Consider the following 22,030-nt stretch of genomic DNA (forward strand, 5'->3'; position numbering starts at 1 on the left):
ACAAAAAGACGAAAGATTAGGAGAAGATTTTCGCTGCACCATGAAAAGTAAATAGCAATTATGATTTACAATTGTCAATCATTAAATACATAAACTTGAATAAACATTGGATATATCCACTCACACAAACATCTATTCAGAAAATTGAATAGACTTAATAAATATATTGTTGACAATGTAACTCCATTTACTGTATTTAACTGGTCGCTAATCTTGATCGGAATAAAGAGCTTTACGCGCGCGAGTGGATTTACGCCATGACACCCAATAGAAGACATCAAAAGAGCGCAATGAAAAGAACCCTTCCGCTTAAACTGCACCACCCAGACTTCGCCAGCGAGACGCCCCTGGCCGCCTCACATCGCTGTCGACGCTCACGCTAGACACCAGCGCGTTACCGGCCCACTCCATTTTTACGCAACAAGCTATTCGCACTCTCAGAAGCGGTGCGAACCCAAGGGGGAACGATCATGAGATTATCCGCTGTATTTGTGTTCATCATATCCGGCCTCACACTGCTGGCAGGCGCTACGCGCGCGTTGGCAGTCGAAGAAGGTCAGCTCGTCAAGAAAGAAGGTAAGTGGGAGTACTACTCCGGCGAAGATCCAGGCTTGAAGTATCTCTACCTGAAGGGACTCATCACCCAGGAGGAATACGATAAAGGCCTGAGGGTGATTGAGACGAAGGAACGACTCTCTAAACCAAACTTTACCATCGACATCAATAACGGCCTTAATTTCCGTGTCGGCGAAAAGTTCTTTTTGAAACTCCGGCTGCTGACTCAAGTTCGCTACAGCTACCATACCTATAACGCGGCATGGGGATCGATCGGAGACTCGCGCAATCCTGAGATTTTGGGAGGCCAAGTCGAATATCGGGCCATACGCCGCCAGAGCAATACCAGCGAGTTCTCCGTACCCCGCGCCCGGCTTCAATTTCTCGGCTATGCGTTTGATCCGGACATTCGCTACAACTTCTCCTGGGCCTTAGATCAGAACACCTGGAATCAGGAAGGCAGCAGCGGGACATCTAAACTGCTCGACGCCTATATCGCCTCCTGGCACATCCCCTTCGCAACCGTCCAAATCGGACAACAGCGCGTCTGGTTCAACCGCTCACAGATCGGCTCGATGGCCACATCGACGTTCGCCGACAACATGAGGGTGCAAAACGCCTTCTCGGCGAACCTGATCAATAGCCGCGATATCGGTATCAGCATCCTCAGCGACGAGGATCAATACAAGCTCAACTATGCGATCGGCATCTGGAACGGAGCCGGAACCAATCTTGCGCGGGAAGGCACGGCCATCAGCCAGGCGCTGGACACGAATGCCAGCCTGCCCAACTCGCAACGTCGAACGTTCAATTACGACACTCGCCTCTTTACCGGCGAAATGATGTATACCGCCCGGCTGCTCTACAAAATCTCCGGCAATCCCGGATATGGCCAGGGAGACATCTTAAACTCGCGCACCCCCCAGGTGGCGATCGCCTTCGGCTACGCGTACAACCCCGCACAAAACTACCTCAGCTCAATCCGGTCGGACATTGTCGACCGGGCGTACCGCCAGGCCGTCGCCAAAAACGGCAACGGGCGGCTCCTCGGGGGAGGGGTCTATGACTTTCAAACCTATGAAACCGATTTCATCGCCAAATACCAAGGCTGGTCGCTTCAAGCGGAGGGCTATTTCCGCCACCAGCGGGTACGCAACACCGATGCGGGCAGTATTCCATTCGACCCCGCAACCGCCGTGGTGTTAGGCCCGCCGGTTAGCCTCGGGCAGGCCTGGGGCTGGTACGTGCAGGTAGGGAAATATGTCATTCCCCGTAAACTTGAAGTCGCCGTCCGATATGGAGTGATGGACCCCTCCACCAAACAAAAGCAGGACCTCACCAAGGAGCTCGGCGCCGCCATCAGCTACAGCTTTGACGGCACCTATAACAACCGTCTCGTCATCGATTACTCGAATATCGCGATGGGAAGCGGCGGGCGCGCTCCGGACCGCTACCCGTTCGAAAGCCTGCCCGGCTTCGGACAGACGCTCATCGAAAACCGGATTAATGTGCAATACCAGTTCTACTTTTAAGACAGCCTGACTGACTCAACACGAATAACCATGAGGACTCCCATGACAGACCACAGTTACCGGCTTCGGACCGTGTTGTCCTTGGCCATACTGATCGCCACATTCTGGATGGCCCCACCCGTACAGGCGCAGCCAGAAACTCTGACTATCGCCGCGGCCAACAGCGTCAAAGATGCCTTGCGGAAAGTCTTGCCGCTGTTCGAATCTCAACACCGTGACGTCAACGTACGGGTCATCTATGGCCCGTCTCAAACCCTTCGGAAGCAAATCGAAGAAGGAGCACCGGTGGATGTATTCCTCCCCTCTTTGTCCGAGGAAATCGACCAACTCGAAAAGAAGGGCCTCGTCATTCAGGGCAGCAAACGCGTCTATGCCAGCACCTCGTTGGTGCTGATTACCAGCACCACACTTCCCGCGCCGATCGCCTCGATCCAGGACCTGCATGCCGTCCCGGTCCGGCGCATCGCCATCGGCGACCCCAAAGCCTCATCGGTGGGAAAAGTCGCCGCGCAGTTTCTCAAGTACAGCAAACTCGAACCGCAACTGAAGTCGCAATTTATTTACGGCGAGCACTCGCGCGCCGTCCTCGACCTAGTCGCCAAGGGCGAAGCCGAGATCGGCATTGTCTATCGGACCGACGCCGTGACGGACAAACACGTCCGCATTCTCGATACGGCCCCGGAAGACTCGCACACCCCGATTCGGTATGGAGTCGCAGTGGTATGGACCGCCAAGAACCTGTCCGGAGCGGGAGACTTCATCGAGTTTCTCCTGACCCCACACATCCAAGCACAACTGAAAGAGCATGGGTTCGATCAAGCATCCCGTCACGTCGGCATCGTGCAATCGCAAGAGGGCAAACCATGAACCACACTATATATTCAGCACAGCATCTCCATCCTTGGCAGCGCTCAACAGCAGGAGGGAAAACCATGAACCGCGCAATCCGTTCAACCCGTCACACCCATCCATGGTCAGTGCAAGGGCTGTTTCTTCTAGCGGGACTGGCCATGATCGCCGGTTGCGCCACACCGCCGGTTGCGGCGCCGAAGGCGATCTATGAATCCGGCCTCAATACCATACGACTGGAAGATGATCCCGATTCATCGATAAACTCGCACCCGGCCACGCTCACGCCGACCGAAATCGGCACATTGTTGCGAAACGTGCGGGTGTGGGAACGACGGAACGCCATCCACCGTTTGTTCAGCGGTGATGCGGACCGGACCAGGGCCTTCAGAGATGAAGAAATAGTACTGCTGGCTCCGCACCTGGCGAAGGGATTGGCCCAGGCTACACCGGCTCAGCGAGTACGGTTTCGCCTGAATCACGCAACGGACCAGGGAGAAGAGGAAACGACCGCGGGATGGCTCTCCATCCGTGGCAATCTCCTCGTCCTCGCGTTAAACGAAGTGCACGATCGGCATAGCCCCGGCCCTGACATCAGCAAATACGACCGGCAAATGCCGAATGTGCCGGAGCGGTCCTCCGCCTTCGATGCCGCCTTCGAGCCGGAAGAGTATCTGGCCAAGGTCAGCTCGGGCGGACGCCTGTTTGCACCGGATCAACAGGAGGAGTTGTACATTCGTTATCGGGAAGCCCTGGCCGCGCTCCCCGTCTATCCAGGACTGGAACAGGGACGGCAGCCACGTCCATAAACGATGCAGGTACCCATCGAGAGCAAACCGCACCTGCCCTCGATGGGCCTCACTCTCACATCAATGGGAAACATCATGAAACGATTATCATCGACCGCTCTCGCCTTCTTCTCCCTTCTCTTGGGAACCGGCACGTTCATCGCGCACACCGCACTCGCCGCCGACACTATTCGCGTCGGGCATTTTCCGAACATCACCCACGTCCAAGGCCTGGTCGCGCAACACCTCTCACGCACCGGCCATGGCTGGTTTGAGGAACGGCTCGGCAAGGATGTGAAGATCGACTGGTATGTCTACAATGCCGGACCGGGCGCCATGGAAGCGCTCCTGGCAGGCTCCATCGACCTCACCTACGTGGGGCCGAGCCCGACGCTGAATGCGTACAGCAAATCGAACGGCGAGGAGATCCGCATCATCGCCGGCGCCGCGACCGGCGGCGCCGCATTGGTCGTCCAACCGGATTCCGGGCTCAAACAGCCGGCCGACTTTCGCGGGAAAACCATCGCGACGCCGCAACTGGGCAATACCCAGGACGTCGCCTGCCGGGCCTGGCTGGCCAACGGCGGGCTGAAAATCACCCAGACCGGCGGCGAAGCCTTTATCGTTCCGACTCCCAATCCGGATCAGCTCTCGCTGTTTCAGCAAAAAAAGCTCGACGCCGTCTGGACGGTCGAGCCCTGGGTCTCACGCCTGGAACGCGACGCCGGAGGCAAGATCTTGCTCGAACAGCCGAAGGACAGCATCACAGTCCTGGTCTCGAGCGTGAAGTTCCTCAAGACCAAACGCGAACTCGCCAGAAAGTTTGCGCAGGCCCACCGTGAACTCACCGAGTGGATCCTCGCGCATCCGGCAGAGGCGAAGCAGATGGTCCAGCAAGAACTGGCCGCCGAGACGCAGGCCAAAGTCTCAGCCGAATTGATTGCACAAGCCTGGACGCGCATCGGCCTCACCACAGAGGCCTCACCGGACGAGTACCGGCAATTCGTCGCCAATGCTCAGCGCGCCGGTTTTATTCGCACGGCACCCGACTTGTCGCGTTTAATCGAAAGGCTGAACTGACATGCTGACATCGGAAAGTCCATCGGCCAACACCGCCTCCAACAAACTCGTCATTGAGCACGTGTCGAAGTTCTTTCGGACGAGTTCGTTGAATGTGCAGGCACTCGATGACGTGACACTCCAGATCGCCGAAGGCGAGTTCGTCTGTCTCGTCGGCCCCAGCGGCTGCGGCAAATCGACCTTGCTCAACATCATTGCCGGTCTCGACCGGCCCGATCGCGGGCTGGTTCAGGCCGACGGCCACACCATTGCCGGCCCCGGTCCTCACCGTCTCATGATGTTTCAAGAAGCCGCGCTCTTCCCGTGGCTGACCGTGTTGGGCAACGTCCTCTTCGGACTGAAACTCAGCCACGGATTGAATGCCGCGGAGCGTCAGGAGAAGGCCGAATATTTTCTGGAACTCGTCGGGCTGAAGCGGTTCATGCATTCCAATGTCCACGAACTCTCCGGCGGCATGAAACAACGCGTCGCCCTGGCTCGCGCCCTAGCGCCGAACCCCAGCGTGCTCTTGATGGACGAACCCTTCGGCGCACTCGATGCCCTCACGCGAGAGCAACTGTACGGAGACATTCAACGCATCTGGAGCCAGCATCGCAAGACCATCGTCTTCGTCACGCACAACGTGCGCGAAGCCGTGTGTCTTGGCGACCGCGTGATCCTGTTTTCGCCCAACCCCGGACGCATTCGCGAAGAATTCGCCATTCCCCTTCCGCGCCCGCGCGACATCAACAGCGTGGACCTCGCGCGGTACGCCACGGAGATTACCCGTGTGCTGAAAGGGTATGTTCAAACAGAGGTGGCCGGATGATCGCACGATGGTTGTCCGCCTCGCTGTTTTTCCTGGCACTCCTGGCGGCATGGCACCTTGCCGTGGAGGCTAAGATCTGGTCGCCGCTCCTGCTGCCGTCTCCCCTAAGTGTCTTCGACTATCTGCGGTCCGCCGTGGACGACGGCACTCTCTGGGAGGCCACCGTCGTCACCGTGCGGCGGCTCCTGATCGGATACGGACTCGGCATTCTGGTCGGGCTTCCCCTCGGCCTTCTCACCGCCTCGTCCCGCTGGGCGCAAGATACCATCGGAGTCCTCGCGCTGGGGCTCCAAACGCTTCCGAGCGTCTGCTGGGTGCCGCTCGCGCTGCTCTGGTTCGGTCAAACCGAATCCGCCATGCTCTTCGTCGTGGTGATGGGAACGCTCTGGTCGCTGATTCTGGCCACCGACAACGGCGTGCGGACCATCCCGCCCATCTATACCCGCGCCGCCCGCAGCATGGGATCGACCGGGCTGCATACTTGGACGCATGTGGTTCTGCCGGCCTCGCTGCCCTTCCTCCTGAGCGGTATGAAGCAAAGCTGGGCCTTCGCCTGGCGGTCGCTGATGGCGGCGGAAATCTTTGTCACCATCTTGACCGGATTCGGCCTCGGGCATCTGCTGCACTACGGCCGGGAACTCAATGCTATGGATCAAGTTGTCGGCATCATGTTCGTCATTGTGTTCATCGGGCTGGCGGTCGACAAAGCGCTCTTCGCTCCGATCGAGCGATTTCTTCACCGCCGATGGGGAACCGGCCGCCCATAACCAGCGGCACACGCCATGACCAATTCTCTCCCGGGGTTCGGATCGGCTGACACCCGTCCGCACCCTATGATACCGTACGCCATGTCATCCGCACCGCCCGGCTTCATAGCCCGTCTGTCCATCGGCAAGAAACTCGCCGTTGCCTTCGGCCTGATCCTGCTGCTCCTCGTCGGGAGCTTCTCCGCCACACTCGTCTATCTGTCCCGCGTGAACAGTTATGTCGATCGCCATCAGCGCATTACCATCCCCGGGGTTGTGACGGCTGCGGAAATGCTCCGCAACGTGGGAGAGATCGAAACACGCATGCACCAGGTCCGGGAACATCTCTCCGGCGCGGACCGTACCGCGGGCTTTGCGGCGATTGCCGGAATCGAACGGCGCACGCTGGCATCGCTCGATACCTATCAAGCGACGCACGCCGCCCGCACCCATCCGATTCTCTATGGCATGCTGGAACACCATGGGCGGACCGATCTGGCCGAGCAGGAAGACCAGGCCATCGTCGCCATTGCGGACGGCATCACCGCCTTACGCGCACAGAGGGAAGACCTAGCCGCTACGCGCGTCCCCACACCCGCCGGACCAGCCGCCACAGAATCCACCTACGAACAAGTGGCCGCGCGTACACAGGACGCCATTGCCTCCTTGATTGACGTGCACCGAAAAATCGATGTGGAAATGAAGATCGAAGGCGACAGGCTGGTCGACCAAGCCCGGACCATGGTGGCCGGCATCATCGGCGTGCTCGGACTCCTGATCGTCACGGTCTATGCGATCATGAAACGTCAGGTCGCCAATCCGCTCAAGCGTCTGGCGGCGACCGCCGATCGTGTCGCGCACCACGAACTGGCCGCGCAATTCGAGCCCTGGCCAAGCCGCGACGAAGTCGGCGCCCTGGCCGGTTCGCTCACCACCATGCTGACGAGCCTGCGAGAGCACAGCACCGCCCTGATGCGGAAGACCAAGGAGCTGGAAGCCTTTACCTATTCGATCGCCCACGACCTCAAGGGGCCGTTGCGCGAGATCGAAGGGTTTTCCTCGCTGCTCGAAAAACAGTTCGCCGATTCGAACGACGCGCAACTCCAGCATCACATCGGCATCATCCGCACATCAGCCCTGCGTCTCACCCACATGATCGACGCGCTATTGAAGTACTCACGACTGGAACAACAAAACCTTCCCCGCCTTCGCTTTAATGTCATGGAAACGATCTCCAGCCTGCTGGTCGATCGCCAACAGTTCCTGACAGGAACCAAAGCGAAGATCACGGTCAACCTGCCCTACTCGGACCTCTATGGCGAACCAGTCAGTGTGCGCCAGGCCATCACGAATCTATTGGACAATGCACTGAAATTCTCCCGGCACACCGCCGCGCCAGCCATCACCATCGGCGGCCAGCAAACCGCCACTGAGCAATGGCTTTGGATCCGCGACAACGGCATCGGCTTCGACGCCGGCCAGGCCGATAAGATCTTCGGCCTCTTCGAGCGGCTCCATAGCCCCGGCGAATACGAAGGCACCGGCGTCGGCCTTGCGATCGTGAAACTCGTGATGGAGAAACACGGCGGGCGCGTGTGGGCGGAATCCACGCCCGGTCAAGGCAGCACATTCTTTATCGCCTTTCCCACACAGGTGCCGTGATGCGCACACTCATCATCGACGACGAAGAATATGTCCGCCTGGTCCTTGAGCAGGCCCTGCGCGAGGAAGATTGCCAGGTCACCGCCGTCAAACAAGGCCAGGCCGGCATCGATGCCTTGCAAGCCGCGCCGTTCGACTGCGTCATTACGGATCTGCGAATGCCCGGCATCGACGGACGAGCGGTCCTGAAATGGATCGCCGAACATCAGCCCGATGTCGATGTGCTGATGCTGACCGGCCACGGCGACGTGAAAGATGCGGTCGATGCGATCAAGCACGGCGCCTGGGATTTCCTCGTGAAAGAAACGCCCTTCGACGCCGGCGTCGTCAAGGTGGCCCTGACCAAGCTCAGGACGGTCCGCGCGCTGAGAAAAGAGAACCTGGCGGCCCGGCACGGAGGCTTCTCACGCGATGTCATCGTCGAAGGACCGAGCCAGGCCTGGCAGAAGCTCAAGACCCAAATCGCGCAAGTCGCGCCCTCCCACGCACCCGTCCTTATTCAGGGAGAAACCGGTTCGGGCAAAGAAATCGCCGCGCGGCTGCTCCATGACCTGAGCCGGCGAGCCGGTGGTCCGTTCCTGGCCATCAACTGTGGCGCGGTCAGCCGCGAGCTGCTGGAGAGCGAACTGTTCGGCCATGAAAAGGGAGCCTTTACCGGCGCCACCGGAACCAAGATCGGCTTGATTGCCGCCGCAGAAGGAGGCACGCTCTTTCTCGATGAACTCGGCGAGATGCCGGGCCCGATGCAGGTCAGTCTGCTTCGCTTTCTCGATCGCAATGAGTATCGCCCGGTCGGCAGCACCCGTACCTTGCAAGCCGAGGTGCGCATCGTCGGCGCCACGAATCAGGACCTTCAGGAACTCATCCATCAGGGCCGCTTTCGCGACGACCTACTCTATCGCATCAACACCGTCACCCTGCGCGTGCCTCCGTTACGTGAACGGACTGAGGATCTGACGGCACTGATCGACCACATTCTTCAGACTCTCCGGATCCCCGGAGCCACCAAACGAACCATTGCCACAGACGCCTTGCAACGCCTGGCCACCTATGCCTGGCCCGGCAATGTGCGTGAGCTGAGGAATGTGATCGAACGGATTATCTTGATGAGTGCCGAAACCGGGCTCATCACCCAAGCTGAGGTCGACCAGGTACTGCCGAAAGCCACGGGCGCTCTCCGGACAGACGATCCCGCTAATCTGACGCTGGAGGACATCGAACAGCGCCATATCCTGCGCGTCCTCGACGCGAGCGGAGGCAATAAAACCGCTGCTGCCAAAATATTGGACATCGACTACAAAACGCTGCTGGCCAAGCTCAAGAAGTTTGCCATCGACAAATAACGTGCGTCTCCACCGCGCACTCTGCGCCTGAGCCGGGAACGACGCCACAACATCTTCCCTTGGCCAGCACGCGATCGCGCTTCCTCAGGGAGCCTCCGCTTGCTCTTGGCCTGGCATACCGCCTGATCCTGTAAATCTCACGTGGGCTCCCTCCACACTCCTTCTGATTTCTGCCGATCCAGATCGACAATCGCCCCCCGGCTGATAGAGAATAGCCCAGGTCTTTCGTCTCACAGCCCCGCGGGCAAGGAGTTACGCCTATGGACCGGCCAAATATCTCAGGGGAACAGCAGGCGCAAGAACAATTCGGCACATCCAACCGAGCCGCCGCATTTCACGCCAATCAGGTTCTGGATCATTTGAATGGTCCGATGCAGCAGTTCATCGCTCGCCAAGAAATGGCCTTCATTGCCACGGCCAGCGCCGGTGGCGCATGCGATTGCTCCTTTCGTGCCGGCACCAGAGGATTCGTTGCGGTGCTGGACGAGAAGACTCTGGTGTATCCGGAATATCGAGGCAACGGCGTGCTGGCCAGTGTGGGCAACATCCTGGAGAACCCCCACATCGGCATAATTTTTCTCGACTACTATCTGACGACGATGGGTCTCCACGTCAACGGAAAGGCGCACATCCTGACTCCGGGCGAGATCGAAAGCCTGCCGCATCTCCCTGCGGGCATGCTCGAATCCATACAGACCAAAGGCGGCCGGCGGCCGGAAGCCTGGATCCTGGTGAACGTCGAAGAAGCCTATGTCCATTGCTCCAAACATGTGCCGCTCATGAAGCGGCTGGATAAGCACATCGCCTGGGGCAGTGACGATGAGTTCGTCAAAGGGGGAGACTATTTTCAGGTAAAGAAAAAACCGAGGAGTTGAACAGGCAATCGGCCCGCTCAGGTTGGACTCACTACGGACAAACCGCCACCGCCGCGATCTCGCTGAGTGACGATTGGATATCGCTCAAGATCTGGTTCCGACTATCGTCAAACGACAAATAGCCCATAAAGCTGTGACCGCCGGAGTACAGCGGCGTGAACGACGTCAGAATCGGATTCGGCCCCCAGTTGGTATTGGCATCGAGCGTCGACGGCAAGATTAGGTTAATCGCTCCGATCAACAGATCCCCATTCGATGTTCGATACCGGCCATTCCCCTTCACCATGGTATCCGGCGTGGCGACCCCGACAATCTTCAGCGCGCCGGCCGCAGGGGTTGGCGACGGCGACGGTCCCACCGCCGCATCGTACGCGGCATTGGCATAGAGATTCCCCTGGGAATGCGGCACGACGACCACGCGGCGACACAACGGCGGAGTCATCTGCGCTCGATACGCCGCCGCATGACGCTGCACCGCCGCCTGATCGATCTGGTTCGCCTGCGTCATGGGCCCCTGCAACAGGGCCGCCATTGTCGGGCCGAGTGAGGCGAACGTTTCCAGCTTTCGCCACATATCGGACGGGTTCACACCCAACCGTTGCTGTCCGGCCTCCGTGAAATCTTTGACTGCTCCCGACGTGGGATTATAGTTCAAGAAGAACAGATAACAGGCGGATTGAAGGGGCGCCGGCATCGCAGGCAATCGAGCCAAGAACTCCAGTTCCAGCTTCCCGCCGTTCAATCTCGCCTCATCGAGCGTCGTCGTCACGCCATTCACGTAGTAGATCGACGTGCGTGGAGCGGAGCTATTTTGACAAGCCGTCTGCGGCGCAACCTGCGCCCAACTCGGCGCGGCCCACACCATCACCACCGCCAACAGACTCGCCTTCAGCGGCACCCCATTCATAGGCAGGCTCCCACCCATTGCTCAGCCGGACGCAGCGGAATGTTCACCGCGGCAGCCTGACCATCGGCTTTCAGATAGGCCTCGGATCGTGGATTGGTATCTAAGATTCTCGCCCGAAGCTCGACAAACACGGGATGGAAATCCGTCGCACGCCGAGCCATCAGGCATTCCAGCGCGCGAAATCGATCGGTCACATGGGCAATGGATTTCGCGGCATCATCTGCGTCCAGGATAGACGACTGTGCCGCCTTGGCATATTGCCGCAAGGCCCGATTGGTATCGGCATTGGCGGGAGCCGGATAGGTCGCATCGATATAGGTCTCGATATCGTCGCGGACACCGTCATTGTTGGCATCGGTTCCCGCCAGCGACAAGACCGCTCCAGCAGGCGGGGCAGAGGTCTCACTCCCGCATCCGCCGAAGAACGTCACCAGCAAGATCGCACCAGCCATTCTCTTTAGCCGTCCCATGAGCATGTTCGACAGGCCTCTGTATTCCGTAGGCAAAACCCTGTCGATCTTACTGCTCGATTGCCCGCAAAAGCAATCCTATGGCCGCTGGCCAGAATGCCGAGCATGGTTCTTCCGCAGAGGGAACGAACCGGACCTAGCCCGATATGTCCGGCAGACAACCGGCCTCGACAATACGCAATGACCGGTGCGAGGCCCCTCACGCCCTCTCGCACCGCAGAGAATTATGTCTTCGTGATGAGATTCCGCTTCATCGGACCGCACACCGTCACACCGAACAACCTTACGCCTCGATACGAACGACGTCCCCCGTATGGACTATCCCCGGCGTCACGACGGTTGCCAACACACCCACGTTCCCGTGGTTATGCTGAACCGCTGTTCGAAGTATGGCCAAGTCTTGAGGCAATCCCTGCTGCGGCAACGTCGTCATGACGCAGCGCGCACAGAACCCGGTCACCGCTAAACGAACGTGAGCGCCGATCGCCACGGTTCGCCCTTTCCAATCGTTTTCGACAAACATGGGGATCGCGGTTCCGGTATCGATGACCACATTGGGACGAAAGCGCCGCGCGTCAAAACGCCCAGCCGGATAGTGCGACTCCAACGCGTGGAGCGTCGCCGTCGTCAAGAGATGAACCGGCGCCTCATCGAAGAATGTCGTAGGAGGAATCTTTACCGTCGTCTCGCTGTCCCGCTCGGACTGGCCGTCAAGATTGGGCGCATATTGCTCCAGCACAGGCTGAGCCGGCGGCACGCTCGTAAGTCTGACCTTGCGCCCGAGCCGCTCCGACAGGACCGCATCGACCTCTCGCATGGATTCCGTCACGATCTGTCCGTCCGGAAGCGTCACCTCGATGCTCATCGAGGATCCAGGAACGCTGCGAGCCTGAAATGCGAACAGGGAGGGCCAACGGCGCGGGTTTTTCGCACTGACCACATGCCCGGTCTCCACATCGATCAACGCATACTGGCGATCGCCCTGCAGCCCCCGTTCCGTCACCGTCGCCGTGGCCACCTGCTCTCCCAGCATCGACTTCACGGGATAGCGCCAGAGCGAAGACACAGACCACATCAGCGAACTTTTCGACAGAGCCACGACCGCCTCCTCTCCTCATGAATGATCCCGACCGATTCACCGCAATCAACCGCCGACTGGTCCGGAGGCCCACCGCGTGGGCCTCCGGACCATACTCCCTTATTTCTTCTCTACGATATCACTTTTCATCGGACCCAACACGCTCAGCAACTCGTCCTTTTCAGCCTTGCCGACCTTGTGATGATCCAGCGCAGCCACCAAATCCTCGACGAGCGCGCCGAAGGCCGCGTCACTCACTCCCATCCCGTCATGCGTCTGCTTCATGGTGCGCCCGGTATACGTGCAAGGACCGCCGCTCGCCTGGCAGATCTGATTGACGAGATGCGCCTTGAGTTTCACGAGATCCGTGCTCGCGAAATATCCGTTGATCCGCTTATCGCCTCCGACATTACCCACGAACGTCTCGACTACCGCCGTGATCGCCCCCTTACCCCCCAACCGCTCATACAGCGGCTTGCTTGGAACAGAGTTCCCCGCGCAGGCCGTCCCCGCCATCAACACCACACTCAGCACCGCCAGACTCATCACACGCTGCATCTTCATGGCACACTCCTCCTGTATTGATAAATAAATGGGCCCTATTGCCCCTGCCCTCCACGCACAAACGTTTGCCAGCGCCGTTCCTGGTCGCGTTCGACTCCTGGAACAAAGTCCGGACAATCCAACCGCAGCTGCCCCTCCCCCAGCGGCGCATCCACAAATCCACAATGATGCGGCCGCGCCGAATCGGCGTGAACATACGGCTGAAAATACGCACAGCCCGCGCACATGCGCGCGATGGAGATCACGCCCTGCTGTTGCAGGGAGTGCATGACTTTGGTCAGACCTCGCAAAAATACCGCCTGCTCATCCGGGGTGAGACTGCTGACCCCGGCTTGCACCACCTCTGTCCATCCCGACGTCTGCTTGGCCTCAAGCAGCCCCGCCGCCGTCAGCGTCAGGGCCAGCGCCCGCTGGTCTTCCGCCGAACGCGCTTTCTTGATCAGCTTTTTGTCGACGAGCGTCATCACCGCATCGCTGACCGTCGCCGCCGTCAGACACAACTCCCCGGCGATGTCGTTCAATCGGACAGCCGTCCCAGATCTCGCGGCGAGAAAAAGAAGAATTTGGCCCTGCGTCGGAGTCAGCCGTCGCTCAATCCCACCCTCCCAGGCCTGGCTCCGTAACGCTGCGGAAACCTTCCCCAAACCCACCGTAATATGCTCAACGATGGTCTTTTCTCCGTGCATCGGCAGACGCTTCCCCATTGGGCGCTCCTTTATGCTATGCGGACAGCGGCACGATGAATCCGCCTGACCGCCGAAACTCCGCTTGCTGCGATTCCGCGAACATGACCAGCGGCTCCTGGTGGCAGAATCGGCACTCCTCTGCCGTCACCGCAACCGCCGCGTGCCCCTGCGCCGCCACATACTCATTCGCCAACCGGAGCGCCGTCTCCAGGTCTCCCGTCATCACGTCAAAGTGCAACGTCTTTCCCGGCACCTCCACCCACGTATCGAACACTCTCAAAGCATCCACGACCGCCTCCTTTCTGGCGACGACACGCCATATCATTCAGGACTCCTCAATATATAGCAAGGAGTCCTTCTGTTTTGCAAGCCCTCGATCGAGGAAAGGCTCTGCGGCCAATTGCCGCCACCCGTTTCACCGTGCAAGTTGTTGAATTGAAACCATCCGGACGAAAGAAATACGGGCAGGACGATTCCATACCGCGAGAAAGGCCGCCTCTTCGGCAAGCCTAACTCGCAGACGGACCTTATTCTCGACGTAAAACAGGCCGAGGAACGTGAAGATGAATCGATGAGTGGGGAGAAATCGCGCAGGCGGGCTGAGACATCAGCACTGGACTGGACCGGGCCGAGGCCCCTCTCGCGGCAGCTGACTCGGCGCGTTCCTGCAAACCGGCGCAGCCTGCCGGCGGCCCGGCAGGTCCGACACCGAAACCGTACCCGCTGCTACAGGCGCGCGCCGCCCGCCATCAGATCACGACGACTTCTGCTTGGCGCGCGCCAAAGCCATCGCCATGGCCATCGTCCCGCCGGGCGGCGGCTGCCGATCCATAGGACGTTGCGCCGTTGGCTGGCGGCGCCCCTGCGACTCGCGTGATGCCCCCGCGCCAGCCTCCGCTTGTGGCGGACGAGAGGCGGCGCTGCTCCCAGGCACATCGTCAAGACGCATCGTCAGAGAGATGCGCTGGCGCTTCACATCGACCTCCAGCACCTTGACCTTGACGATCTGACCGGGCTTCACTACCTCATGCGGATCTTTGACGAACTTGTTCGCCAAGGCAGAGACATGCACCAGCCCATCCTGATGCACCCCGATATCGACGAACGCACCGAAGGCGGCGACATTCGTCACGACCCCTTCCAGGATCAGGCCGGGCTGCAGATCGGTCAGTGATTCAATCCCTTCCTGGAACGTCGCCGTTTTGAACTCAGGGCGCGGATCGCGCCCTGGCTTTTCTAACTCCGTCAGGATATCGCGCACGGTCGGCACACCGAATTTTTCATCCGTAAAATCAGCCGGCGATAACCCTTTCAAGAAAGCCGGCTGCCCCATCACATCGGAAATACCTTTCCCGACGCGCGCAAGAATACGCTCGACGACCGGATAGGCCTCCGGATGGACCGATGAGCGATCCAAGGGGTTATCGCCGTCGTTGATCCGCAAGAACCCGGCCGCCTGCTCAAAGGTCTTTTCACCCAGGCGCGGGACTTTGCGCATCGTCATGCGATTTCTGAACGGCCCGTTCGCATCGCGATATTCGACGATATGCTTCGCCAGCAGCTGATTCAGACCGGACACCCTCGCCAGAAGCGGAACAGACGCCGTATTCACATCGACACCCACCGCATTCACGCAATCTTCCACCGTCGCATCGAGCGAACGCGCCAGCAGATGCTGATTGACATCGTGCTGATACTGGCCGACGCCGATCGCTTTCGGCTCGATCTTCACCAGTTCGGCCAGCGGATCCTGCAAGCGGCGGGCGATAGATACCGCCCCTCGCAAACTCACATCCAGTCCAGGAAACTCCGCCGCGGCGAATGCGGACGCGGAATAGACCGAGGCCCCGGCTTCACTGACAACGATCTTGGCCAGCTTCTGCTCCGGCTTCTTCGCCGCAATAAGCTTGACCAGCTCTGTCGCCAGCTTGTCGGACTCGCGGCTGGCGGTGCCGTTGCCGATCGAGATCAGCTCCACTCCGTGCTGAACCACCAAGCGCCCCAAGGTGGCCAGCGAATCCTGCCACTCATTGCGCGGTTGGTGCGGATAGATCGTCGCCGTTTCCAGCAGCTTGCCTGTGGCATCGACGACCGCCACCTTGCACCCGGTACGGAGCCCCGGATCGAGGCCGAGCACGGCCTTCGGACCGGCGGGCGCCGCCAACAGCAGTTCATGCAAGTTTCGGCCGAAGATTCTGATCGCTTCTGCTTCCGCCGCTTCACGCAACTGCAACAGCAGCTCAGTGCTGAGATGCAGATGGATTTTCACACGCCAGGTCCAGCGACACACGTCGGCCAGCCATTTATCGGCAGGCCGGCCGCGATCCTCGACCCCGACATGCGCCGCAATCATCGCGGCACAGGGATGCGGCACGACCGCCTCCAGTTGCTCCCCCAGTCCCAGTTCCACTTTTAAGACCCCCAACCCCCAACCGCGGAACAAGGCCAGCGCGCGATGGGATGGAATGGTGCGGATTGTCTCGGAATAGGCATAGTAGTCGCGGAACTTTTCTTCCTCTGCCGTCTCCTTTCCCTTCACCACGGTCGAGGTGACGTAGCCCTGATCCCACAACCTGGTCCGAAGCGCCGCCAGCAACTCGGCGGTCTCCGCAAAGCGCTCAACTAGAATGTCGCGGGCTCCTTCAAGCGCCGCTTTCGCATCGGGCACATTGATCGCCTCGACCCCGTCGCCGGCCGGCTTCACGATCAGATACTTGGCCGCTTCCTGTTCAGGATCCAGCATCGGATTGGCCAGCAACACATCGGCCAATGGCTCCAATCCTGCTTCACGAGCGATCTGCGCCCGCGTGCGCCGCTTGGGTTTGAAGGGCAGATAGAGATCTTCCACGCCTTGCTTGGTGGTGGCTGCATCGATACTCGCGCGCAACGCGTCGGTCAGCTTTCCCTGTTCCTCGATGGACGCCAGGATCGCCGCGCGCCGCTCTTCCAACTCGCGCAAATACCGCAACCGCTCTTCCAATGTGCGCAGATGCGTATCGTCCAAATTCCCGGTGGCCTCTTTTCGATAACGCGCCACGAACGGAACGGTCGAGCCTTCATCGAGCAACGCAACCGCGGCCGCTACCTGATGCGGCCCCACGGTAAGTTCTGCCGCAATGAGTCGAATGATTTTTTCTTGAGCCGAATCCGAAACGACGACCTTAGATAAAGAAGCCATAGAAAAATATGCCGGTACTTTCCGGAAGCGGCCCGGTCGTGAAATCCATCACGCCAAGACCAAGCACGCGTTCCTCTGTCTGATGGTGGAGAAAGAATCGATTGTATAAGAACGGCTGAGCATCCTATCGGGCTCACGCACCGCCAGGACGATTCCGGGACGCCGGTCAGTGTCGGGCGCGAATCTATCAGATGCCTCCCCTCGCGGCAACTCACCACAGACTCCCCTCCAGCAAGCCCTGGGGACCGCGTACACGGTAGATCTCTGCGCCTCAACTCCGTTACACTCGCAGGAAAGAAAACCTGTCAGAGGAATTGCATGCTCACATACTATCAAGTGCTCGAACTGCCGACCACGGCCACCGGTGAAGACATTAAGAAGGCCTGGCACGAGCAACTACAAGTCTGGCATCCGGATCGATTCACGCATGCTCCAGGCCTGCAGCGCAAAGCCGAAGCCCGTACGACCTTGATCAATCAGGCGTATCAAACGCTCAACGATCCAAGCGCTCGCCAGCGCTACGACGCCACGACCGGCCCCACGCCGGTGCGCCCGCATACAACGGCCTCCCCGACTCCTCCGCCGCGCCCGACGACCTCTGTGCACCCGCAAACGCCGCCCCCCAGATCGCGCAGCGAACAACGTGGCCCACACCTTCCGGTCATGCTGTCCCGAAAAAACCAGCCCAAAATCGCGGTGCCGGCGATTCACATCCTCGTCGACACCCGCGAACACATGCCGTACATCTTCTCCGGCTTGAGCAGAATCGCCGGCACCACCCGCCAAACCCTGCAGGCCGGGGACTATGCCATCGCCGAGGCACCGGACATTTTCCGCGTTGAACGCAGACGGGCCGAGGAGCTCAATACGATTTTCTCCAATCCCTCAGAAAACCGGCAGCGGTTCATGCGCGAACTGGAACCGCTCCTCAAGATTCCCCATCGCTTTCTAGTGATCGAAGGCGCGCTCTTCCAGCGCCTCGCCAGCGGACGCCTGGGCCAGTATCACAAAAATGGGCTATTGGATTTTCTGGATGCGCTGACCGCGCGCTTCGGGCTGCAGATTATTTACGCGGAGCATCGAGACGAGGCGGAAGAGCGCGTCGCCAATCTGGCAACGCTGCACTACGCCTATTACTACGCTGAGCAGGAAGGACTGGGACGCTACCTGACGGACAACGACGTCTGATCGGCGCCCTCTTCCGGATTATCGGCACCCCTCGAATCCCGTCTGTCGCAAGGCTTCGTAGATCACCACCGATACCGCGTTCGAGAGATTCAAGCTCCGGCTGCCGGGCCGCATCGGCACGCGAACGCGCTGCGCCTCAGGGACCGCCTCAATGAGCTCGACCGGCAACCCTCGCGTTTCAGGCCCGAAAAGAAACACATCCCCTGACGCATAGGCATTGAGGTCATACCGGCGCGTGCCTTTCGTCGAGGCCGCAAAGATGCGGCGACCGGCGAACTGCTCCGCACAGGCTGTCCAATCGTCATGCACGGTGAGCGAGGCGAATTCGTGATAGTCCAGTCCGGCGCGCAATAATTGCTTGTCCTCCAGCGAAAAGCCGAGCGGCTTCACCAGATGCAGACAAACGCCCGTGTTCGCGCAGAGGCGGATGATATTGCCGGTGTTGGGAGGAATTTCAGGCTGATAGAGAATAAGGTCGAACATGAAGCAGGTGACCGGACAATCAGAATGTGACGATAGGGACGCAGTCTACCACGGACGCCCCTGATGCCATCACCACTTTCCCAGGCCCACCGAAGAAACCAGAGTCAGGAGCATTCTCACGCCGCATAGCCCTTTGGATTCGTACTTTGCCAACGCCAGGCATCGGCACACATCACATCGAGCCCCCGTTCGGCGCGCCAGCCCAATTGTGCCTGCGCCTGCTTCGGATCGGCGTAGCAAGACGCGATGTCGCCGGGCCTCCGAGCTGCCACCTGATAGGGAACCGGTTTCCCGCTGGCCCGCTCAAACGCCCGCACAATTTCCAGCACGCTATACCCGTTCCCCGTTCCCAAATTCACCGTCAAACACTCCGTCATCTGCTTCGATCGCTCCAACGCCTGCAGCGCCTTGAGATGGCCAAGCGCCAAATCCACGACATGAATATAGTCTCGCACCCCAGTGCCGTCAGGAGTGGAATAGTCGCCGCCCCACACATTGAGACTCGCCCGCCGCCCCACGGCAACCTGCGCGACAAACGGCAACAGATTATTCGGCACCCCCCGGGGGTCTTCCCCGATCAACCCGCTGGCATGCGCACCCACCGGATTGAAGTATCGTAAAATACAGAGCCGCCAGGACTGATCGCTCCGCTGCAAATCGCGCAGAATCTCCTCGACCATCAGCTTCGACCGGCCATAGGGGTTGGTCGCCGAGAGCGGATGATCCTCCGTCAGCGGCAACCGTTGCGGATCGCCATACACGGTGGCCGACGAGCTGAACACCAACTGCTTCACACCGCATTCACCCATCGCCTCCAACAACCGCAAGGTGCCGACCACGTTATTGTCGTAGTAGGACAACGGCTGCTCGACGGACTCGCCCACGGCCTTCAGCCCGGCAAAATGGATAACCGCAGTAGCCTTGCTCGCCCGTAAGGCAGCCACCAGAGCTGCACGATCGCGACAGTCGCCGCGGACTAACGGGACAGACTTTCCCGTGATGCGCTGCACGCGCGCCAAGGCTTCAGGGTGGCTGTTACTGAAATTATCGAAGACGGTGACCTCAAATCCTGCTTGCAGCAACTCCACACAGGTATGCGATCCAATATATCCAGCACCGCCAGTGACCAGAATCATTGCCCTACCTCCAATCGATCAGTCCCGCCAGCGCCGTCTCGCGAGCCCCACACATCACAGCACACACGTTATCCGTGCCCAGCTTATCAAACTGGGGACGAAGGTCAAACGATGCCTGCCATCCTGCGCCGCCCCCACGCTCCATTCATCCCATCAAGATCGGACCACGGCACTATCTCGAAGGTCCACGGCGAAAGACGATGAATCCCTTTCAATCTCACGGCCTCTCATAAGCCAAGCCGTTTCGATCCTGCCACCCACAGTGGTGTATTACAGAATCCCCGTGTATCTTGAAGCATCGACCTTCAGGCTAGAGGAGCAGAATGTTCGAACAGCGCGCGATCGTAGGGCATAGATTTCAGACCTCCCCCTTGATCCGATGCCGATACGGAATCGTACTTCAGATCGTCTGGTTCACAGCGATCCTCGCGACACCCCTTGCCTCCTGGGCCCAGGATCCACAACCACTATCTCCTGAGCGCCTAGCGGAACAAGCCAAAGCGGTGTGGGATAGCGGGGCAGTGATACCAGCACTCGATTTGCTCAAAGAAGGGATTCATCGCCATCCTGAAGCGCTCACGCTCCATAAACTGCGCGGCGATATTCTGGCCGCCGCCCGCGGCCCTCAGGAAGCCGTGCAGGCTTACGAGACCGCCCTCGCCCAACAACCGACCGCCTTGGACATCCGCTGGGCCAAATGGAGTGTCTTGATGCACTGGGGCCAGGCGGAGGAATCCCTTGCCGAACTGCAACGCATTGCGGAGATCGACCCTCAGAATCCGCTGGTCCATCTGCGGCTGGCTCAGGAACTGCGCAAGCTCGACCGCCTGGAGGATTCGCTGAAGTCCTATCAGCACGCGGTAGCCCTGGCGCCGGGGTTACTGGGGTGGAGACTTGCGATGGCGCGCGCGCGCTTCGATGTTTTAGACTATCGCGGCGCCGATGCCGACGTGCAATACGTCATTGCCACGGCGCCCCCAGGCTCTCCGTTGGAGCTCCCGGCCAAGAACCAACTCGCGCAACATTACGAGTCGATGGAACGAGGCCGCCGCTTTACTCCGGCGCTGACACCGGATGCGACCGAGCAACAGCTGAAAGAATGGGCCGCCATTCGCGCCGATGCCTGGAGGCTGTTCTCGACCGGTCATTTCCAAGAAGCCGAGCCGATCTACCGGCGGATTGTTACTCTCAACCCCAGAGACACGCTGGCCACCCATCAACTCGGGCTGACCCTCATGCAGCTGGGCCGATGCAAGGATGCGCTGGCCATCTTTGGAAACGTGCTCAACATGAACCCCAGCGAAGACGACTACGCGGATACCGTCTTTCGGATGGGCCAGTGTCTGGTGGAATTAGAACAGTGGGAAGACGCCTTCGTACATTTCCAAACGCTCTACGACACCGCCGTCGAGTTTGAACAAAACAACAAAGACGTCCAACTGCCTGCCGGCACACGCGTACTCGCAAAAGACAAACTCGCCCGATGGCTCGACAAGATTCGCCCGCATGTCCCTGAATTAGCCCGGATGAGCACCGCCGAAGCGGCGGCGGTCCCCGCTCCGTCCGGCGTGAAATCTCCGGCCGCGGCACTGGCGGAGGAAGCCCTGTTTGAAAAGGCGCTGGAACGGCTGACACCACAGAAACCGTTGGACTCGCAAGCTTCGCTCATGGGCCGCGACGCCGACTTCAGCTGGTTTCGCTTCGTCATTTCGTCCGGCAAAGTCATCCGCGACGATTACCCAACCGGCGCGCACGAATTCATTCCGCTGAATCCGAATGACACCTTCCCCGTCACGCAACCGGACATCTATCTGGTATTCGGACTCGTCTCAGCCTCGTATGACGCCGTGCCACTATCCGCGCAATGTTTTTTGGAACTCGCCGAAGTCACCGGCGAAGCCACGCCCGTCGCGCAGGACCAGGTGATGATGGCCATGAATGACCAGTCCGGCTACTTCCGTCTCTCTGCGCCCAAAACAGGATGGGCCCCGGGCCTCTACCGCTGTGGATTATTCGCCGGAGAACGGACCTCCGCCTACACGCAAGCCGACGAAGTGCGATTCAGGATTATCAACCCACTACGGTCGGTTGAATAACCCGCT

The 22,030-nt window shown here is 59.6% G+C and carries 20 protein-coding genes; 11 read left to right on the forward strand and 9 right to left on the reverse strand.

What is annotated here, in order from left to right; translation table 11 throughout:
- The first annotated feature begins 470 nt into the window (after positions 1 to 470).
- The 9 genes from NITLEN_RS05595 to NITLEN_RS05635 all read left to right on the forward strand — a co-directional run bounded on the left by NITLEN_RS05595 (position 471) and on the right by NITLEN_RS05635 (position 10,238).
- On the forward strand, positions 471 to 2,087 hold the full coding sequence (locus NITLEN_RS05595) for a hypothetical protein (protein WP_121988618.1): 1,617 nt from the start codon (positions 471 to 473) through the stop codon (positions 2,085 to 2,087).
- Between the two features lie 42 nt (positions 2,088 to 2,129).
- Entirely contained in the window at positions 2,130 to 2,954 is an 825-nt protein-coding gene (modA, locus tag NITLEN_RS05600) for a molybdate ABC transporter substrate-binding protein (protein ID WP_181416656.1), read from the forward strand.
- Positions 2,955 to 3,019: 65 nt separating this feature from the next.
- Positions 3,020 to 3,745, forward strand: coding sequence for a hypothetical protein (locus NITLEN_RS05605; RefSeq protein ID WP_121988620.1), 726 nt, complete (start codon positions 3,020 to 3,022; stop codon positions 3,743 to 3,745).
- 75 nt (positions 3,746 to 3,820) lie between these two features.
- Positions 3,821 to 4,804: an ABC transporter substrate-binding protein gene (locus NITLEN_RS05610; RefSeq protein ID WP_121988652.1), complete on the forward strand. Its 984-nt coding sequence runs from the start codon at positions 3,821 to 3,823 to the stop codon at positions 4,802 to 4,804.
- Between the two features lies 1 nt (position 4,805).
- Positions 4,806 to 5,612, forward strand: coding sequence for an ABC transporter ATP-binding protein (locus NITLEN_RS05615; RefSeq protein WP_121988621.1), 807 nt, complete (start codon positions 4,806 to 4,808; stop codon positions 5,610 to 5,612).
- Complete coding sequence (locus NITLEN_RS05620; protein ID WP_121988622.1) at positions 5,609 to 6,379, forward strand: ABC transporter permease; 771 nt, start codon at positions 5,609 to 5,611, stop codon at positions 6,377 to 6,379. Before NITLEN_RS05615 ends, NITLEN_RS05620 begins: the two co-directional genes overlap by 4 nt.
- Before the next feature lie 81 nt (positions 6,380 to 6,460).
- Positions 6,461 to 8,020, forward strand: coding sequence for a sensor histidine kinase (locus NITLEN_RS05625; RefSeq protein WP_181416657.1), 1,560 nt, complete (start codon positions 6,461 to 6,463; stop codon positions 8,018 to 8,020).
- Complete coding sequence (locus tag NITLEN_RS05630; RefSeq protein ID WP_121988624.1) at positions 8,020 to 9,363, forward strand: sigma-54-dependent transcriptional regulator; 1,344 nt, start codon at positions 8,020 to 8,022, stop codon at positions 9,361 to 9,363. The genes NITLEN_RS05625 and NITLEN_RS05630 overlap by 1 nt, the downstream gene beginning before the upstream one ends.
- A gap of 260 nt (positions 9,364 to 9,623) precedes the next feature.
- Entirely contained in the window at positions 9,624 to 10,238 is a 615-nt protein-coding gene (locus NITLEN_RS05635) for a pyridoxamine 5'-phosphate oxidase family protein (protein WP_121988625.1), read from the forward strand.
- A 31-nt stretch (positions 10,239 to 10,269) separates the two neighbouring features.
- On the opposite strand, the gene NITLEN_RS05640 is transcribed toward NITLEN_RS05635, so the two are convergent.
- From NITLEN_RS05640 to NITLEN_RS05670, 7 genes are all read right to left on the reverse strand, one after another.
- On the reverse strand, positions 10,270 to 11,145 hold the full coding sequence (locus tag NITLEN_RS05640) for a hypothetical protein (protein ID WP_121988626.1): 876 nt from the start codon (positions 11,143 to 11,145) through the stop codon (positions 10,270 to 10,272).
- Positions 11,142 to 11,597, reverse strand: coding sequence for a hypothetical protein (locus tag NITLEN_RS05645; RefSeq protein WP_121988627.1), 456 nt, complete (start codon positions 11,595 to 11,597; stop codon positions 11,142 to 11,144). Before NITLEN_RS05645 ends, NITLEN_RS05640 begins: the two co-directional genes overlap by 4 nt.
- A gap of 301 nt (positions 11,598 to 11,898) precedes the next feature.
- Entirely contained in the window at positions 11,899 to 12,714 is an 816-nt protein-coding gene (locus NITLEN_RS05650) for an MOSC domain-containing protein (RefSeq protein ID WP_219999395.1), read from the reverse strand.
- Positions 12,715 to 12,813: 99 nt separating this feature from the next.
- A complete protein-coding gene (locus NITLEN_RS05655) occupies positions 12,814 to 13,257 on the reverse strand; it encodes a group I truncated hemoglobin (RefSeq protein ID WP_121988628.1) in 444 nt (147 codons plus the stop codon).
- A 35-nt stretch (positions 13,258 to 13,292) separates the two neighbouring features.
- On the reverse strand, positions 13,293 to 13,961 hold the full coding sequence (locus NITLEN_RS05660; protein ID WP_219999396.1) for a MarR family winged helix-turn-helix transcriptional regulator: 669 nt from the start codon (positions 13,959 to 13,961) through the stop codon (positions 13,293 to 13,295).
- Between the two features lie 16 nt (positions 13,962 to 13,977).
- Positions 13,978 to 14,232: a DUF2024 family protein gene (locus tag NITLEN_RS05665; RefSeq protein WP_181416658.1), complete on the reverse strand. Its 255-nt coding sequence runs from the start codon at positions 14,230 to 14,232 to the stop codon at positions 13,978 to 13,980.
- 465 nt (positions 14,233 to 14,697) lie between these two features.
- A complete protein-coding gene (locus NITLEN_RS05670; protein ID WP_121988630.1) occupies positions 14,698 to 17,121 on the reverse strand; it encodes a Tex family protein in 2,424 nt (807 codons plus the stop codon).
- Positions 17,122 to 17,439: 318 nt separating this feature from the next.
- On the opposite strand from NITLEN_RS05670, the gene NITLEN_RS05675 reads away from it, so the two are divergent.
- A complete protein-coding gene (locus NITLEN_RS05675; RefSeq protein WP_121988631.1) occupies positions 17,440 to 18,309 on the forward strand; it encodes a DnaJ domain-containing protein in 870 nt (289 codons plus the stop codon).
- A gap of 18 nt (positions 18,310 to 18,327) precedes the next feature.
- Here NITLEN_RS05675 and NITLEN_RS05680 read toward each other — a convergent pair whose 3' ends face one another.
- Positions 18,328 to 18,792, reverse strand: coding sequence for a tRNA (cytidine(34)-2'-O)-methyltransferase (locus NITLEN_RS05680; RefSeq protein ID WP_121988632.1), 465 nt, complete (start codon positions 18,790 to 18,792; stop codon positions 18,328 to 18,330).
- 116 nt (positions 18,793 to 18,908) lie between these two features.
- Positions 18,909 to 19,928, reverse strand: a complete 1,020-nt coding sequence (galE, locus tag NITLEN_RS05685) for a UDP-glucose 4-epimerase GalE (protein ID WP_121988633.1) — start codon at positions 19,926 to 19,928, stop codon at positions 18,909 to 18,911.
- A gap of 323 nt (positions 19,929 to 20,251) precedes the next feature.
- On the opposite strand from galE, the gene NITLEN_RS05690 reads away from it, so the two are divergent.
- The gene (locus NITLEN_RS05690) at positions 20,252 to 22,024 is read left to right on the forward strand and encodes a tetratricopeptide repeat protein (protein WP_121988634.1); all 1,773 of its coding nucleotides are present in this window, start codon (positions 20,252 to 20,254) and stop codon (positions 22,022 to 22,024) included.
- Positions 22,025 to 22,030: the final 6 nt, after the last annotated feature.

The organism is Nitrospira lenta, from assembly GCF_900403705.1.
Lineage (GTDB): Bacteria > Nitrospirota > Nitrospiria > Nitrospirales > Nitrospiraceae > Nitrospira_D > Nitrospira_D lenta.

What these genes read in the sequence shown, in the direction of transcription:
- NITLEN_RS05640 (WP_121988626.1), bottom strand. Translation starts at nt 11,145, where the DNA reads ATGAATGGGGTGCCGCTGAAGGCGAGTCTGTTGGCGGTGGTGATGGTG.
- NITLEN_RS05635 (WP_121988625.1), top strand. Translation starts at nt 9,624, where the DNA reads ATGGACCGGCCAAATATCTCAGGGGAACAGCAGGCGCAAGAACAATTC.
- NITLEN_RS05605 (WP_121988620.1), top strand. Translation starts at nt 3,020, where the DNA reads ATGAACCGCGCAATCCGTTCAACCCGTCACACCCATCCATGGTCAGTG.
- galE (WP_121988633.1), bottom strand. Translation starts at nt 19,928, where the DNA reads ATGATTCTGGTCACTGGCGGTGCTGGATATATTGGATCGCATACCTGT.
- NITLEN_RS05680 (WP_121988632.1), bottom strand. Translation starts at nt 18,792, where the DNA reads ATGTTCGACCTTATTCTCTATCAGCCTGAAATTCCTCCCAACACCGGC.
- NITLEN_RS05655 (WP_121988628.1), bottom strand. Translation starts at nt 13,257, where the DNA reads ATGAAGATGCAGCGTGTGATGAGTCTGGCGGTGCTGAGTGTGGTGTTG.
- NITLEN_RS05595 (WP_121988618.1), top strand. Translation starts at nt 471, where the DNA reads ATGAGATTATCCGCTGTATTTGTGTTCATCATATCCGGCCTCACACTG.
- NITLEN_RS05610 (WP_121988652.1), top strand. Translation starts at nt 3,821, where the DNA reads ATGAAACGATTATCATCGACCGCTCTCGCCTTCTTCTCCCTTCTCTTG.
- NITLEN_RS05620 (WP_121988622.1), top strand. Translation starts at nt 5,609, where the DNA reads ATGATCGCACGATGGTTGTCCGCCTCGCTGTTTTTCCTGGCACTCCTG.
- NITLEN_RS05615 (WP_121988621.1), top strand. Translation starts at nt 4,806, where the DNA reads ATGCTGACATCGGAAAGTCCATCGGCCAACACCGCCTCCAACAAACTC.
- NITLEN_RS05630 (WP_121988624.1), top strand. Translation starts at nt 8,020, where the DNA reads ATGCGCACACTCATCATCGACGACGAAGAATATGTCCGCCTGGTCCTT.
- NITLEN_RS05660 (WP_219999396.1), bottom strand. Translation starts at nt 13,961, where the DNA reads ATGGGGAAGCGTCTGCCGATGCACGGAGAAAAGACCATCGTTGAGCAT.
- NITLEN_RS05670 (WP_121988630.1), bottom strand. Translation starts at nt 17,121, where the DNA reads ATGGCTTCTTTATCTAAGGTCGTCGTTTCGGATTCGGCTCAAGAAAAA.
- NITLEN_RS05645 (WP_121988627.1), bottom strand. Translation starts at nt 11,597, where the DNA reads ATGGCTGGTGCGATCTTGCTGGTGACGTTCTTCGGCGGATGCGGGAGT.
- NITLEN_RS05675 (WP_121988631.1), top strand. Translation starts at nt 17,440, where the DNA reads ATGCTCACATACTATCAAGTGCTCGAACTGCCGACCACGGCCACCGGT.
- NITLEN_RS05625 (WP_181416657.1), top strand. Translation starts at nt 6,461, where the DNA reads ATGTCATCCGCACCGCCCGGCTTCATAGCCCGTCTGTCCATCGGCAAG.
- modA (WP_181416656.1), top strand. Translation starts at nt 2,130, where the DNA reads ATGACAGACCACAGTTACCGGCTTCGGACCGTGTTGTCCTTGGCCATA.
- NITLEN_RS05690 (WP_121988634.1), top strand. Translation starts at nt 20,252, where the DNA reads ATGTTCGAACAGCGCGCGATCGTAGGGCATAGATTTCAGACCTCCCCC.